Annotated in this window: 15 protein-coding genes; 7 read left to right on the top strand and 8 right to left on the bottom strand. The window is 69.7% G+C overall.

Annotated elements, in window-relative coordinates; translation table 11 throughout:
* Positions 1 to 42 precede the first annotated feature (42 nt).
* Positions 43 to 1,773: a YbaL family putative K(+) efflux transporter gene (gene ybaL / locus AC1DSZ_RS07160; protein WP_476837680.1), complete on the bottom strand. Its 1,731-nt coding sequence runs from the start codon at positions 1,771 to 1,773 to the stop codon at positions 43 to 45.
* 77 nt (positions 1,774 to 1,850) lie between these two features.
* Here ybaL and AC1DSZ_RS07155 point away from each other — a divergent pair, with 77 nt between their 5' ends.
* From AC1DSZ_RS07155 to AC1DSZ_RS07140, 4 genes are all read left to right on the top strand, one after another.
* The gene (locus AC1DSZ_RS07155; protein ID WP_476837679.1) at positions 1,851 to 2,108 is read left to right on the top strand and encodes a helix-turn-helix transcriptional regulator; all 258 of its coding nucleotides are present in this window, start codon (positions 1,851 to 1,853) and stop codon (positions 2,106 to 2,108) included.
* A gap of 564 nt (positions 2,109 to 2,672) precedes the next feature.
* Positions 2,673 to 2,900 carry a hypothetical protein gene (locus AC1DSZ_RS07150; protein WP_476837678.1) on the top strand — a complete coding sequence of 76 codons (228 nt, stop codon included), beginning with the start codon at positions 2,673 to 2,675 and terminating at the stop codon, positions 2,898 to 2,900.
* 157 nt (positions 2,901 to 3,057) lie between these two features.
* Positions 3,058 to 4,065 carry an ABC transporter substrate-binding protein gene (locus AC1DSZ_RS07145; protein WP_476837677.1) on the top strand — a complete coding sequence of 336 codons (1,008 nt, stop codon included), beginning with the start codon at positions 3,058 to 3,060 and terminating at the stop codon, positions 4,063 to 4,065.
* Between the two features lie 92 nt (positions 4,066 to 4,157).
* Positions 4,158 to 4,436, top strand: coding sequence for a hypothetical protein (locus tag AC1DSZ_RS07140; RefSeq protein ID WP_476837676.1), 279 nt, complete (start codon positions 4,158 to 4,160; stop codon positions 4,434 to 4,436).
* Here the strand turns inward: AC1DSZ_RS07140 and AC1DSZ_RS07135 are convergent.
* On the bottom strand, positions 4,420 to 4,632 hold the full coding sequence (locus AC1DSZ_RS07135) for a hypothetical protein (protein ID WP_476837675.1): 213 nt from the start codon (positions 4,630 to 4,632) through the stop codon (positions 4,420 to 4,422). The two genes, AC1DSZ_RS07140 and AC1DSZ_RS07135, sit on opposite strands and share 17 nt — an antisense overlap.
* Before the next feature lie 130 nt (positions 4,633 to 4,762).
* Complete coding sequence (locus AC1DSZ_RS07130) at positions 4,763 to 5,296, bottom strand: hypothetical protein (protein ID WP_476837674.1); 534 nt, start codon at positions 5,294 to 5,296, stop codon at positions 4,763 to 4,765.
* A 233-nt stretch (positions 5,297 to 5,529) separates the two neighbouring features.
* Between AC1DSZ_RS07130 and AC1DSZ_RS07125 the strand changes: the two genes are divergently transcribed.
* The 3 genes from AC1DSZ_RS07125 (at position 5,530) to AC1DSZ_RS07115 (ending at position 8,215) form a co-directional block, all read left to right on the top strand.
* Positions 5,530 to 6,348: a chromate resistance protein ChrB domain-containing protein gene (locus tag AC1DSZ_RS07125; protein ID WP_476837673.1), complete on the top strand. Its 819-nt coding sequence runs from the start codon at positions 5,530 to 5,532 to the stop codon at positions 6,346 to 6,348.
* Position 6,349: 1 nt separating this feature from the next.
* Positions 6,350 to 7,747, top strand: a complete 1,398-nt coding sequence (gene chrA, locus AC1DSZ_RS07120; RefSeq protein WP_476837672.1) for a chromate efflux transporter — start codon at positions 6,350 to 6,352, stop codon at positions 7,745 to 7,747.
* Between the two features lie 81 nt (positions 7,748 to 7,828).
* Entirely contained in the window at positions 7,829 to 8,215 is a 387-nt protein-coding gene (locus AC1DSZ_RS07115; protein ID WP_476837671.1) for a hypothetical protein, read from the top strand.
* 12 nt (positions 8,216 to 8,227) lie between these two features.
* On the opposite strand, the gene AC1DSZ_RS07110 is transcribed toward AC1DSZ_RS07115, so the two are convergent.
* The 5 genes from AC1DSZ_RS07110 to AC1DSZ_RS07090 all read right to left on the bottom strand — a co-directional run bounded on the left by AC1DSZ_RS07110 (position 8,228) and on the right by AC1DSZ_RS07090 (position 12,969).
* Entirely contained in the window at positions 8,228 to 8,752 is a 525-nt protein-coding gene (locus AC1DSZ_RS07110) for a hypothetical protein (protein WP_476837670.1), read from the bottom strand.
* 197 nt (positions 8,753 to 8,949) lie between these two features.
* A complete protein-coding gene (locus AC1DSZ_RS07105) occupies positions 8,950 to 9,873 on the bottom strand; it encodes a nucleoside hydrolase (protein ID WP_476837669.1) in 924 nt (307 codons plus the stop codon).
* On the bottom strand, positions 9,873 to 10,640 hold the full coding sequence (locus tag AC1DSZ_RS07100; protein WP_476837668.1) for an ATP-binding cassette domain-containing protein: 768 nt from the start codon (positions 10,638 to 10,640) through the stop codon (positions 9,873 to 9,875). Before AC1DSZ_RS07100 ends, AC1DSZ_RS07105 begins: the two co-directional genes overlap by 1 nt.
* 412 nt (positions 10,641 to 11,052) lie before the next feature.
* Complete coding sequence (locus AC1DSZ_RS07095; protein ID WP_476837667.1) at positions 11,053 to 11,997, bottom strand: sugar ABC transporter substrate-binding protein; 945 nt, start codon at positions 11,995 to 11,997, stop codon at positions 11,053 to 11,055.
* Positions 11,998 to 12,027: 30 nt separating this feature from the next.
* Complete coding sequence (locus AC1DSZ_RS07090) at positions 12,028 to 12,969, bottom strand: ABC transporter permease (RefSeq protein ID WP_476837666.1); 942 nt, start codon at positions 12,967 to 12,969, stop codon at positions 12,028 to 12,030.
* Positions 12,970 to 12,988: the final 19 nt, after the last annotated feature.

The raw sequence follows: 12,988 nt of genomic DNA, 5'->3' as shown, positions 1-12,988 counted from the left end.
CCTCGTTCGGGAAAGAACGTGGCGGCCGAGGAGCCGTTCCGGTCAGCCCCGGTCGGCGAGGCGGCTTGCGATGTGGGCCGTCATCCCGCGCGCGATCTCGGTCTCGCCCACGATGATGAAGTTCGCCCCGTACCGGCGCAGGTAGTCCACCTCGGCGTCCGAATGCGCGCGGGCGATGATCTCGATGGACGGATTGGCGGTGCGGCTCTGCTCCATCAGATTGGCGTTCTCGAACGGGTTCGGGATCGCGCTGATCAGCCAGCGCGCCTGCGCTATGCCGGCGGCCTCCAGCAAGCCCGCCTGGGCGGCGTTGCCGGAGATGACCTCCACGCCGCTCGCCCGCAGCGCCTCGATCGCCTCGCGTCGCTCCTCGATCACCAGCAGGGGCTGGCCCTTGGCGAGGAGCTCTTCGCCGACGAGACGCCCCACGCGCCCATACCCCACCAGCACGGCATGGTCCGTCAGCGTGGTGGGGACCAGGCCGGGCTCTTCGTCGCTCTCGGCGGCGGCCGCCGCGGGCGGCTCCTTGCCGGCCTCGGGCGCAGCTTCGCGGCCCTTCAACCAGGGCGCCAGGGCGTCCAGCCCCACGAACAGCAGCGGGTTCACGATGATCGACAGCAGCGCGGCCGCGAGCACCAGGTCGCGCCCCGCGTCCGGCAGGAGGCCGAGATCGACGCCCAGCCCGGTCAGGATGAACGAGAATTCGCCGATCTGCGACAGGCTCGCCGCCATCGTGAGGGCGGTCTTCAGGGACCGGCGGAACAGCCGCACGATCGCGTAGGCCGCGAGGGCGTTGCCCACCACCACGATCAGGAAGGCGCCCAGCACCGGCAGCGGCTGGCGGATCAGCACGGTGGGGTCGAACAGCATTCCGACCGACACGAAGAACAGCACCGCGAACGCGTCGCGCAGCGGCAGCGTCTCCTGCGCGGCCTGTTGGCTGAGTGTCGATTCCGCCAGGATCATGCCGGCGAAAAACGCGCCGAGCGCGAAGGACACGCCAAACAGCTCCGCCGATCCGAACGCCACGCCCAAAGCGATGGCGAGAACCGCGAGCCGGAACAGCTCGCGCGAGCCCGTATGCGCCACCCAGTGCAGCACGGCCGGGATCAGCCGGCGGCCGACCACCATCATCACGACCACGAAGGCGCCGACCTTCAGCACAGTCAGCCCCAGCGCCGCCCACACGGAGCCAGGCTCCAGCAGGGCCGCCAGTCCGCTCGCCGGCGTGGCGGCGGTCTTGCCGCCCAGAAGCCCGGACACGGCGGGCAGCAGCACGAGGGCGAGAACCATCGCGAGGTCCTCGACGATGAGCCACCCCACCGCGATCTTGCCGCGCTCGGTGTCGACGAGCCTGCGCTCCTGCAGGGCTCGCAGCACCACCACGGTGCTGGCCACCGAGAGCGACAGGCCGAAAACCAGGCCCGCGCCGGGCGACCAGCCCATGAGGTGCGACAGGCCAAAGCCCAGCATCGTCACGAAGGCGATCTGCCCCAGCGCGCCCGGAACCGCGATGGTGCGCACCGCCATCAGGTCGCTGACCGAAAAATGCAGGCCGACGCCGAACATCAGCAGGATGACGCCAATCTCGGCCAGCTGCGGCGCGAGGGCCTGGTCGGCCACATAGCCCGGCGTGAAGGGGCCGATCAGAACGCCGGCCAGCAGGTAGCCCACGAGAGGCGATAATCGAAGCCGGTTCGCGATCGCTCCGAAGACGAAGGCCAGACCGAGGCCTGCGACAATGGTGGCGATCAGCGAAGTATGATGCGGCATCGGAGCTCCGGGGGGACGAAGGGTCCCTTGATTTGGGGTCAGGTTGCGCTTATTTCAACCTTTTTGGTGGACATAAAGTGCTGCTCTGTCCTGAAATCTCGCGTGCCGCCCGCGGCCTCCTGGATTGGACCCAGGAGGATCTCGCCATGCGCGCCGGCGTGTCGCGCAGCACCGTCCGGGATTTCGAGAAGGGTCGCCATGTGCTGCACCGGTCGTCCGAGGACCTGCTCGTGGCGGCGCTGCGGAGCGCGGGCGTGGAGTTGATCCCCGCCGGCGAGGGCGGCCCCGGGGTCCGGCTCCTGGCTCACGTCGGCACAAAGCCGTGCTCCACATGACGCGCAAACGGGCCGCCATGCGGAGCTTGCCGCTCGCGATCGTGCTGGCCTGCGCGGCGTGGCTGTTCACTCTGGCGGCCGATGGGCATCGCGCGCCCGCCCTCGATGGTCCAAGCGCGTGGCGCAGCCATGCCCCCGTCGAAAGCGTCAGGCCGGCGACGCCGACCCTCGTGGCGCGGGCTGCGTCCCAGGCTGCGTTCATTCCCGGCCGCGACGGCCCGGCCCCGGTCGCCTTGGCGCCGGCGGCGCTTCGTCTCCAAAGCAGTCCGGCCGCCGAGACGGTTCAATGGCCCGGCCGGTCGCCCGTTCGCCTCGGCGAACGGACCGACGCATGGCCCCGTGCGCCTCCGGGCTTTCCGGCCTGAAGTCCGGCTGAGACGCCACCCATCCCCGCGCCCTCCGGGACGTCGTGCGACGCCGCACGGCTGCTTGAAATGAGGGCCGTCGGGCGAATGGCAGCCCGGGCTCCGTCTCGTTCCTGAACCCATCCGGCGCTTCCGCGCCGTTCTGATCCCGGGCGACCGCGGCTCGCGAGAGCGCGCGCCCCACCAAGGCAATCGCATCATGAAATCCATCCGTGCGCTGATCAGCGCCGCCGTCCTGTTCGTCGGCGCCGCAGGCAGCATGGGAACGCTCGGCGTTCTCATCTTCGAGGAAACCCTCGCGTTGACGGTCTACAGCGTCGGCGTCGCGGCCGGCGCAAGCTGGCTGGCGCTGGGGACCTACCGGGCCGAGCTGGCCGAAAACGCCGCCCGGCCCAGAACGGCCGACATCGACCCGCAGGCTGAGTGAGCCGACGGGGACCAGCGTCGCCGGCGGCCGGGGGCGACCAACGATCCCGGCCGCCCATCCGCTGCGCCTCGGCATTTATGGTCTTGCGCTCCGCGACCCAAACGGGCTCATTCTCCCCAGGGTTGCGAAGCCGACCGAACGAAAACGGAGAAACGCCTTGTTGAATCGACGCCACATCCTCGCCGGCGCGGCCGTGCTCGCCGCGGCGCCCCGTGGGGCCTTTGCGCAGGCGAAGACGGAGCTGACGATCAGCCGGCAGCCCGGCATCCTCTACATGCCGCTGCACGTGATCGAGAAGAACAAGCTGATCGAGAAGCACGCCGAGGCGCTCGGCATCAAGGGCGCGACCCTGAAGTGGCTGTCCTTCAGCAATGGCGGCGCGCAGCAGGACGCGCTGATCTCCGGCAATGTCGACATCGTCAACACCGGAACCGGGCAGCTGCTGCTGCTGAACGACCGCACCAAAGGCGGCGTGAAGGGCATCGTGGCAAGCTCGGCCTCGCCGCTGAAATTCGTGAGCCGCGACCCGCGCATCAAGTCGCTGGGCGACATCGGCCCGAACGACCGCATCGCGGTCCCGACCGTGAAGATCTCCACCCAGGCGATCCTGCTGCAGATGGCGGCCGCCCAGATGTTCGGCCCCGACCAGTGGGCGCGCTTCGACGCCAACACGGTCCAGCTCGGCCACCCCGACGCCTATGTGGCGCTCAAGAACCCCACGCACGAGGTCCGCAGCCACTTCGGCGCGCCGCCCTACGACTATTACGAGCTCAAGGAAGTGCCCGACGCCCACCAGGTGACGACCTCCGCGGAGATCATCGGCGGGCCGCTGTCGCAGGGCCAGTTTTTCACCACGACCAAGTTCGCGGACGCGAACCCGAAATGGATCGAGGCCGTCCGCAAGGCCGCCGAGGAGGCCAAGGCGCTGATCGAGGGCGACCTGAAGGCGGGCGTCGAGGCCTATAAGGAGATCAACAACGACAAGACTCCGACCGAGACGCTGGTCGACCTGATGAAGCAGCCCGGCATGGCGGATTTCAACCTGTACCCCCAGGGAACCATGAAATTCGCCGCGCACCTTCACAAGGTCGGCTCGCTCAAGGCCATGCCGGCCTCGTGGAAGGACTACTATCTTCCCATCGCGCACGACATGCCGGGGAACTGAGAGCGGCCCTGGCCACTTTTCGGCCAAACGCTGCTGCTGCGATATCGACGTCCGGCGCGCCGCGCCGGACGAACCGCATGGGGGAATGAACGATGCCCGACTTCCGGCGACTTCTCGATCGCGTCCCGCGCGGCGGCCTGCGTTCGCCGGACGGCGCCCGACGGCTCCAGCTGCGCGCGCCCGGCGGCATCGAGCGCGGCCCGCTCGTCGCCGCGCTGATCGTGCTCGGCGTCCCGGCCGCGGTGCTGATCGCCCTGATCGCGGGCTCCGAGGGCGTGCGGCTGGGCGGGCTCGTCTTCGCCACGCTGGTGTTCGGGACGTTTCTGTGGGGCTTCTTCTACGAAGTGCGCCGGCTCACTTTGCTGCCGTGACATCGCGCGTGAGCGGATCGGTTCGGGGCTCTGGACCGGGCGTGGCCAAGGTCACGACTGCGTCATCCAGCTTCGCGAGCAGAACGGTCCAGTCGGCGGGATCGCCGGCCGGCAGGGGACCCAGCATGCGGCGCATCTCGGCCGCTATGCGGGCCATCTCGTTGTCGTCGGGCTGCGGGTTGACGACCTGAAACATCGGGAGGCTCCACGGCCAGGGGACTGTGCGACCCTTGTGAGCCGGAAGCGTCTTCGGCGCGGTGCGCTGGCGCACCCGCGCGGCGCGCCACGACGGGGAGACGAGCCGGATGGCTCGCCTCCCACGTGGATTACTTGCGAATGAACGAGCTCAGCATCCAGGCCACGAGGCCGATGCCGACGGCCGTCGCGAGCGGTTCGCGGCTGGCCTGCCCGCCGAGGCGCTGAGCATAGTCGCGGCCCATGTCGTAAGCGGCGCCCAGATCGTAGTCGCTGAGCGTGCTGCGGGCCTGGTCCGCATAGCTGCGGGCCTCGCCCGCATAGTCGCCGAACCGGCCGCGGGCCGTATCGGCGTAGTCGTTCGCCATGCTGCGCGCCCGGCGATAACCCCGGTCCAGGCCGTAGTCGTCGCTGCGGCGCGAGCCGAACAGCGCATACGCGATCAACCCGCCGATCGCCGCCGTCGCGAAGGGGTGGGACGTGATGGTGTCATAGGCGTATTCGCCGCCCTGCTTGGCCATGCGGGTCGCGTCCTGCGCCGACATGTTCTGCACCGCCTCGCTGGCGTCGCTGATTTTCTGCCGCGCCGTATCGGCCGCCTTGCTGGCGATATCCGTCACGTTGCCAAGGGCGCCTTCGCCCGATCGAGTGTTGTCATCTGCCATGTTTCGCCTCCATGTCTGGAGCTTGGAAACGGACAACCCCCCGAGCTGTTCCGATTCACCGGCGTGCAAATGCGGCTTGCGGCTGCTTCGTCCTGCCGGGGCGGCTTGATGGACCGGGCCGATGCTTGACACCAGGAGTGCGAATGCGCTCTCTTCGGGGCTTGGGGACTGCGATCTCCCCACGAGGCTCCGGCCGAAGCATCGCGTCCAGGTCAACAATCCGGGGACGCGCCATGCCCTCCATCAACGCCATCTCGGTCGATAAACTCGCGCGCCTGATCGGCACGCCGAACTCCCCCGCCATAATCGACGTCCGCACGGACGAGGACTTCGGCGCCGAGCCGCGGCTCGTCCCCTCGTCCGAGCGTCGCCCGCATGGCGACGTCGCCTCATGGGCGGCCGAATACGCCGGCCGCCCGGTGGTGGTCGTTTGCCAGAAGGGCCTGAAGCTCAGCCACGGCGTCGCGGCCTGGTTGCGTCAGGGCGGCGCAAACGCCGACAGCCTCGACGGCGGCAGCGACGCGTGGTTCCGGGCCGGCATGCCGGCGGTTCCGGCCGCCAGGTTGCCCGCCCGCGACGGGCAGGGCCGCACCGTGTGGGTGACGCGCGAGCGCCCCAAGATCGACCGCATCGCCTGCCCCTGGCTGATCCGGCGCTTCGTCGACCCCCGGGCGGCGTTCCTGTTCGTGAAGCCCTCCGAGGTGCTCGGAGTCGCTGACCGTTTTGGCGCAACCCCGTTCGACGTGGAAGGCGTGTTCTGGAGCCACCGCGGCGAGCTTTGCAGTTTCGACGTCATGGTCGAGGAGTTCGGGCTCGGCACCCCGGCGTTGCGCCAGCTCGCGCTGATCGTTCGCGCCGCCGATACGGCGCGCCCCGAGCTGGCGCCGGAAGCGCCCGGCCTGCTGGCCGCGTCGCTCGGCCTGTCGCGCATGTTCGCCGACGACCTTGCGCAACTGGACGCCGGCATGACGCTCTACGATGCCTTCTATCGGTGGTGTCGGGATGCGACCGACGAGACCCACAACTGGCCGTCGAACCGCCAGGGCGCCTGACATGACCGCGATCCTCGACGCGCCCGCCCGGCTGCGCCCCGCTCACCCCACCTTGCGCGAAGCGGTCCCGGTCTGGGCCCGCATCGCGGCGCTGTCGTTTGGCGGGCCGGCCGGGCAGATCGCCGTGATGCACCGCATCCTGGTCGACGAGAAGCGCTGGATCTCGGACAACCGGTTCCTGCATGCCTTGAACTACTGCATGCTCCTGCCCGGCCCCGAGGCGCAGCAGCTCGCCACCTATGTGGGCTGGCTGATGCACGGCGCCTGGGGCGGCGTGCTGGCCGGCGGCCTGTTCATCCTGCCCGGCGTCCTCGCCATCATGGGGCTGAGCGTCGTCTACGCGGCCTATGGCGGCGGCGGCCTGGTGGCGGCGCTGTTCTTTGGCCTCAAGGCCGCCGTGCTCGCGGTGGTGCTCCAGGCCGTGTTGCGGGTCGGCTCCAAGGCGCTCAAGAACCGCGTCATGGTCGCCATCGCGGCGGTCGCCTTCGTGGCCATCTTCTTTTTCGGCGCGCCGTTTCCGCTGATCGTCCTCGCGGCGGCGCTGATCGGCTATGCGGGCGGGCGCGCGGGCCTTCCGGCCTTCGCGGTCGGCGGCGGCCACGGCCCCAAGAAGGAGGCCGACGGCTCTCATGTCGCCTACCTGCTGGCCGACGACGGCTCAGGGCCGCCGGCGCCGAGCCGTTCCTCGTCCTTGCGCACCGCCGCAATCGCGGGCGCGCTGTGGCTGGCGCCGGTCGCGGCCATTCTGTTGACGCTCGGCCCGGGCGACGTCTTCGGCCAGATTGCGCTGTTCTTCTCCAAGATGGCCATGGTGACGTTCGGCGGCGCCTATGCGGTGCTCGCCTATGTGGCGCAGCAAGCCGTCGAGACGCTCGGCTGGCTGCGGCCGGGCGAGATGCTGGACGGCCTCGGCATGGCCGAAACGACGCCGGGCCCGCTGATCATGGTGCTCCAGTTCGTGGGCTTCATGGCGGCGTTCCGCGAGCCGGGCGGGCTCAGCCCCATGCTCGCCGGCGCTCTGGGCGGGCTGCTCGCCACCTGGGTCACCTTCGCGCCCTGCTTCCTGTGGATCTTCCTCGGAGCGCCTTTCATCGAGGTCCTGCGCGGCCAGAAGGCGCTCGCGGGCGCGCTGTCGGCGATCACGGCCGCGGTGGTCGGCGTCATCCTGAACCTCGCGATCTGGTTCGGCGTCCACACGCTGTTCCGCGAGGTCGCCCGGTTCGACTCCTACGGCCTCGAATTCGACCGGCCGGTGCTGGCCAGCGTCGACCCGTGGTCGCTGGCGCTGGCCCTGGCCGCGAGCCTGGCCATGTTCCGCTTCAAGGTCGGCATGTTGCCGACGCTGGCGGCCTGCGCGGCCGCGGGTGTTCTGCTGCGCCTTGCGGGCGTGCTGGCCTGATCCCGCACCCTCCGGCGTCGGCCGGAACATCCTCACCGGGGCGACGTTGGAAATCTTCATCGCGTCGAAAAAGGATGTTTCATGAGGCCGCTGCTCGTCTTGCTTTACGCCGCCCTGCTGGCGTCCGGCCCGGTCGTCGCCCAAACCAACATGGGGACGTCCAGCACCGGCCAGCCCACCACCGGGTCGTCCGGCAACGCGCCCGGGTCCTCGCCCACGCAGTCGGGCGGCAGCCTCAACATGGGCGCGGGCTCGCAGACGCAGGGCGTCAACAGCCACGGCCAGCCCTCGCAGGCCTCGCAGGAGCTGCAGAACAAGGTGGGCGGCGCGCAGGCTCAAGATCCCGCCGGGCAGTCCGGCAAGAGCTCGGAGGCCAACATGCCGGCCGCCAGCCAGGGCGGGGCGGGCGGCTCCACCAGCCTCCATGGCCAGGTCAACTCGGAATCGGGCGCACAGCCGAAGAAGTAGCCCGCCCGGGGCCTAGCCCCTGCAGTGAGGCGCGCAGCCGGCGTCCCAGAACGGCGTCCCGGCCCGGTGCGCCGGCACGCTCGGCCGGGGTTTGCGGCCGGGCAGGTCGGCCGGCGTCGGGCGCACCAGCTCCCACCAGCCATGCGCGCATTCCGAGCGCCAGGCCATCTGGTCGGCGAGGCTCACGTCCACGCGGTCGCAGGCGGCCTCCAGCGCGGCCAGCGAGGCGCGCAGTTCGGCGTCGGTTGACGGGCCGGGTTCGTCCCCGGCCGCGCAGATCGCGCGCGTGAACCATTCCATGTCGCGCCGGATCTCGGGCGCGGTCGCGTCGTCCATCGCCCAGGCGGCCATCCACTCGCGCACCACGAACGCAACCGCCTCGTCCCGGTCGCGCCCGGCCACCTTCGCGGCGGTCGTCCGCATGTGGCGGAGCAGCTCGGCCCGCGCATGCAAGGCCCGCGCATGGAGCGCGGCTTCCCGCATGGCCGCAATGGCCTCCTCCGCCTCGCCCTGCAGGTCGTCGATGAGATCGGGCATGTGAAATCCTTCTTCGGTTGACACGAGACCGGGGCGCCGGGCGAACCCTTCTCCCCGGCACGGGGAGAAGGTGGCCGAGCAAAGCGAGGTCGGATGAGGGGAGCTGCCCGATCACCCTCACCCCAGCCCTCTCCCCGTCCCGGGGAGAGGGGGCGCATTGCGGCTGCGGCGCTTTCGCGTCCCCGCGAATGCCCTTCTCAAAGCTTCGCCAGAGAGCCCGCCAGTCGGGCGAAGAACCCGCGTGCGTCGACGTGGTCCACCACGAAGGCGTTGGGCGGGCGTTTCAGGCGGTTGTTCCAGTCGATGGTGGTGCGCCCGCGCAGCGGGCCCGCCGAGGTCTCGACCTCCACGAAACAGTCGCGTCCCTCGAACAACTCCGGCCAGAGCAGCCAGGCGATCACCAGCGGGTCGTGCATCGGGTGGCCGGCGGTGCCGAGCCCACCGGCGCGCGGGCGCGTCATCATGCCGAGCACGGCGCGCGAGGCGGCGTTGCCGACGGCCCGGATCGCGTCGAGATCGGCGGTGGACGGCACGGCCTGGTGCGTGGCGTGGAGGTTGAACATCACGATCGGCAGGCCCGCGCCGAACACCACCGCGGCGGCGTGCGGGTCCACATAGGCGTTGAACTCGGCCGCCGGCGTCATGTTGCCGAGCCCGAGCGCGCCGCCCATCAGGACGATGCGCTTCACGGCCGCCAGCGCGTCCGGCGCCAGCCGGAACGCCAGCGCCAGATTGGTGAGCGGCCCCAGCGCGCACAGGGTGACGCTGGCGGGCGGGGCGGCGCGCAGGGCCGCGATCATGGCCTCCACCGCGTGGCCGGTCGTCGGCGCGCGCGTTGTCTCGGGCAGCTCCGCCCCCGCGAGCCCGTCCGGCCCGCACACGAACTCGGCCGTCTCGAGCGGAAACAGCAGCGGCGCGGCCGCCCCGGCATGCACGGGCACGTCCGGTCGCCCGGCGAGGTCGCAGACCCTCAGCACGTTCAAAGCCGCTTGCCGCACCGGCACGTTGCCGGCCACGGCCCCGATCATCCTCAGATCGAGCCGCTCGCGCTCTGCCAGCGCCAGCAGGATCGCGACCGCGTCGTCCTGCCCCGGATCGGTGTCGATGATGATCGCCGTCATCACGCCGCCGCGACGCGTTCCGCGCCGTTCATGATCATGTGGCTGAGATCGTCCGGCTCCAGCCCGTCGATCGGGCGGTCCACCACCTTGCGGCCCCGGCTGAGCACCACGACGCGGGACGCCAGCGCGACCACGTCGCGCATGTTGTGGCTGATCAGGATCACGGTGCGGCCGTCCTCCTTCAGCGAGCGCACGAGCTGCAGCACCTGCGCGGTTTCGCGCACGCCCAGCGCCGCCGTGGGCTCGTCCATGATGATGATCTCGGCGTCCCAGCGCAGCGCCCGCGAGATCGCGACCGCCTGCCGCTGGCCGCCCGACAGCCGCTGCACCGGCCGGCGCGTGTCCGGGATGTCCACCGACAGCCGCGACAGGTAGCGCCGCGCCTCCGAGCGCATGCGCGCCTTGTCGAGGAGCTGGATCGGCCCGATGCGCCGCGTCAGCTCCGCGCCCATGAACACGTTCTCGGCGATGGAGAGCCGCGGCGCCAGCGCGAGGTCCTGGTAGATCGTCGCCACGCCCTTCTGCAGCGCGTCGTGCGGCGACCCGAACCGCACCGGCTCGCCGCGCAGGGTCATGGTCCCGCTGCTGGGCGGCTGCGCGCCCGAGATGATCTTGATCAGCGACGACTTGCCCGCGCCATTGTCCCCGCAGATCGCCAGCACGTCGCCGCGATGGAGGTCGAGGTCGATGTCGCACACGGCCTGAACGCCGCCATAAGACTTCGACACGCCGCGCAGGCTGAGGATGGGGGCTGTCGTGTCGGTCATCGGGTCTCGTCCATTCGTAAGCCGCACAGCTTGACCACCCTCGCTGTCATTGCGAGCGCCAGCGAAGCAATTCAGTCCAGATGCCCGGCCGTTAGACTGGATTGCTTCGCCTCTGGCTCGCAATGACGGCGAGGCGGTGGAGAGGCGGGGCCACCCTCCCGTCATCGCGAGCGCCAGCGAAGCAATCCAGTCTAGATGCCCGGCCGTTAGGCTGGATTGCTTCGCCTCCGGCTCGCAATGACGGCGGGCGGCTAGACGACTGCATCACACCCTCCTGTCATCCCCGGCGGCGCGAAGCGCCGGGAAGGGGATCCAGAGCAAAGGCGCACACCTCTGGATCCCCTTCCCGACCTGCTTGCGCAGGTCGCCGGGGATGACGGCGAGGCGGTGGGACAGTCGGGCCACCCTCCCGTTACTGCTTCAGGTACTGTTTCACATTGTTCTGGTCGACCAGCACGGCGTCGACATAGAGGTACGGCCCCTTGGTGACGCTCTCCTTGGGCTGCTTCTTCACCACGATGGCGTCCACGGCGTTTACGGCGGCCTTGCCCATCTCCTCGAACGGGATCGTCACCGTGGCCAGGAAGGTGCTGTCCGGGTCGGCGATGCGGCGGTAGCTTTCCTGGCCCCCGTCCACGGACACCAGCGGGATCTGGCCCTTTTTCACGCCCTGCTGCTGCAGGATGTCGTCGATGATGTAGGCCTGGCCATCGAACGAGGCCCAGATGCCCTGCACCTTGCCCTGGTTTTGCAAAAGCAGCGCCTGCATGCCGCTCTTCACGTCGTCGCGCCAGCTCTGGGTGCGCGCCATCGAGAACTTGCCGATTTCCTTGACGGCCTGGTTCTCGGACAGCACGGCGTCCAGCACCTTGCCGCGGATGCGCGAGGCCACGTTGCCGTCGAAGCGCGCGGAAAGGATCTGGCCCTGGTAGCCCATCTGCCCGAGCAGGAACATGGCCGCCTCGGCGCCGACCTTGTACTCATTGGGCTGGATGTCGAACAGCGTGTGTGGGCTGCCGCCCGACTGCACGGTGATCACCGGGATGCCCTTGTCCTTGGCGGCCTTGAACTGGGCGTCCGCCTCGATCGGCTTGCCCATCGCGACGATGATGGCGTCGACCTTCTTGGTGATCAGCGTCTCGAACTGCTCGGCGTGCTTGGGCAGCGCGCCTTCGGAGTTCAGCAGCGTCACCGTCCAGCCCTTCTCCTTGGCGGCGGCCGCGGCCGCGTTGGCGACGCGTGCATGCGTTTCGGACGAGAACTGGAAGCCGATCACGCCGACCTCGAAGGCCTGGGCGGCGATGGAGCTGGCCAGCAGGGCGGCCGTCCCCAGCAGGGCGGATTTCAGGGTGGTCATGACGCGTCTCCCCTCCGTTTTATCGTTGAATCATACCTTGAACGCCGCCTGCTTGACCACGCTGGCCGAGAAGGCGACCGATCCGATGATGATGACGCCCAGCATGATGTCCTGGACGTAGTAGGCGGCGCCCATCAGCACGAGGCCGTTGCCGAGCGCCTTCAGCACGAAGGCCGCGAACACGGTGCCGGGCACGTTGGGGTGGCCGGGCTCGAACATCGTCATGCCGAGCAGCACCGCCGCGATGGCGTAGAGGAAATAGTCGCCCGCCATGTTGGGCGCGGCCGACGAGACGTTGGCGGCCAGCAGCACGGCCGTGACGCCCGCGAACAGGCCTGACAGCGCCAGCCCGAGAAGCTTCATCCGGCCGGTCGCGATGCCCGACAGGCGCGCGGCTTCCTCGGCTTCGCCGGTGGCCACCATGCGGGCGCCGGTGCGCGTCCACTTGATCAGCCCATAGGTGAGCGCGGTGGCGGCCACGAGCCACCAGACAAGGTTGGAGACGCCCAGCGTCGTCCCGCGCGACAGGCCCGTGAACGCGGTCGGCCAGCGGCCCACGAAGGCGACGCCCTGGGTTTCCATGAAGGCGAGCCCGCGCGCGATCGCGGCTGTTCCGAGCGTCGCGATCAGGGACGGCACCCGCAGCGCCGTGACGGTGAAGCCATTCAGCAGTCCGAGCCCGAGCCCGACGCATAGCCCGGCCAGCACCGCGAGGCCCGGATCGTACTTGCCCTGGATCAGGGCGCCCGCCGTTACGGCCGACAGGCTCGCGACCTCGGCGATCGACAAGTCGAGCTCCGCGATGGTCAGCGCCAGCCCGAAGCCCAACGCCAGGATGGCGAGGAAGCTCGTGTCCTTGACGACGTTCAGCAGGTTGCCGGCGGTGGCGAAGTTCGGCGCAAAGACCACAAAGGCGAGAACCATCGCCAAGCCGGCGAGGGCCGTGCCGTATCTCTCGATGATGGGCTTCATGGGGAACTTGGGAGCGCCA

The organism is Alsobacter sp. P4_H11 (genome assembly GCF_056400925.1).
The sequence above is the reverse complement of the archived record's forward strand: the minus strand, read 5'-3'. Positions and strand labels throughout refer to the sequence as shown.

What these genes read in the sequence shown, in the direction of transcription:
- ybaL (WP_476837680.1), bottom strand. Translation starts at nt 1,773, where the DNA reads ATGCCGCATCATACTTCGCTGATCGCCACCATTGTCGCAGGCCTCGGT.
- AC1DSZ_RS07150 (WP_476837678.1), top strand. Translation starts at nt 2,673, where the DNA reads ATGAAATCCATCCGTGCGCTGATCAGCGCCGCCGTCCTGTTCGTCGGC.
- AC1DSZ_RS07140 (WP_476837676.1), top strand. Translation starts at nt 4,158, where the DNA reads ATGCCCGACTTCCGGCGACTTCTCGATCGCGTCCCGCGCGGCGGCCTG.
- AC1DSZ_RS07135 (WP_476837675.1), bottom strand. Translation starts at nt 4,632, where the DNA reads ATGTTTCAGGTCGTCAACCCGCAGCCCGACGACAACGAGATGGCCCGC.
- AC1DSZ_RS07130 (WP_476837674.1), bottom strand. Translation starts at nt 5,296, where the DNA reads ATGGCAGATGACAACACTCGATCGGGCGAAGGCGCCCTTGGCAACGTG.
- AC1DSZ_RS07125 (WP_476837673.1), top strand. Translation starts at nt 5,530, where the DNA reads ATGCCCTCCATCAACGCCATCTCGGTCGATAAACTCGCGCGCCTGATC.
- chrA (WP_476837672.1), top strand. Translation starts at nt 6,350, where the DNA reads ATGACCGCGATCCTCGACGCGCCCGCCCGGCTGCGCCCCGCTCACCCC.
- AC1DSZ_RS07115 (WP_476837671.1), top strand. Translation starts at nt 7,829, where the DNA reads ATGAGGCCGCTGCTCGTCTTGCTTTACGCCGCCCTGCTGGCGTCCGGC.
- AC1DSZ_RS07110 (WP_476837670.1), bottom strand. Translation starts at nt 8,752, where the DNA reads ATGCCCGATCTCATCGACGACCTGCAGGGCGAGGCGGAGGAGGCCATT.
- AC1DSZ_RS07105 (WP_476837669.1), bottom strand. Translation starts at nt 9,873, where the DNA reads ATGACGGCGATCATCATCGACACCGATCCGGGGCAGGACGACGCGGTC.
- AC1DSZ_RS07100 (WP_476837668.1), bottom strand. Translation starts at nt 10,640, where the DNA reads ATGACCGACACGACAGCCCCCATCCTCAGCCTGCGCGGCGTGTCGAAG.
- AC1DSZ_RS07095 (WP_476837667.1), bottom strand. Translation starts at nt 11,997, where the DNA reads ATGACCACCCTGAAATCCGCCCTGCTGGGGACGGCCGCCCTGCTGGCC.
- AC1DSZ_RS07090 (WP_476837666.1), bottom strand. Translation starts at nt 12,969, where the DNA reads ATGAAGCCCATCATCGAGAGATACGGCACGGCCCTCGCCGGCTTGGCG.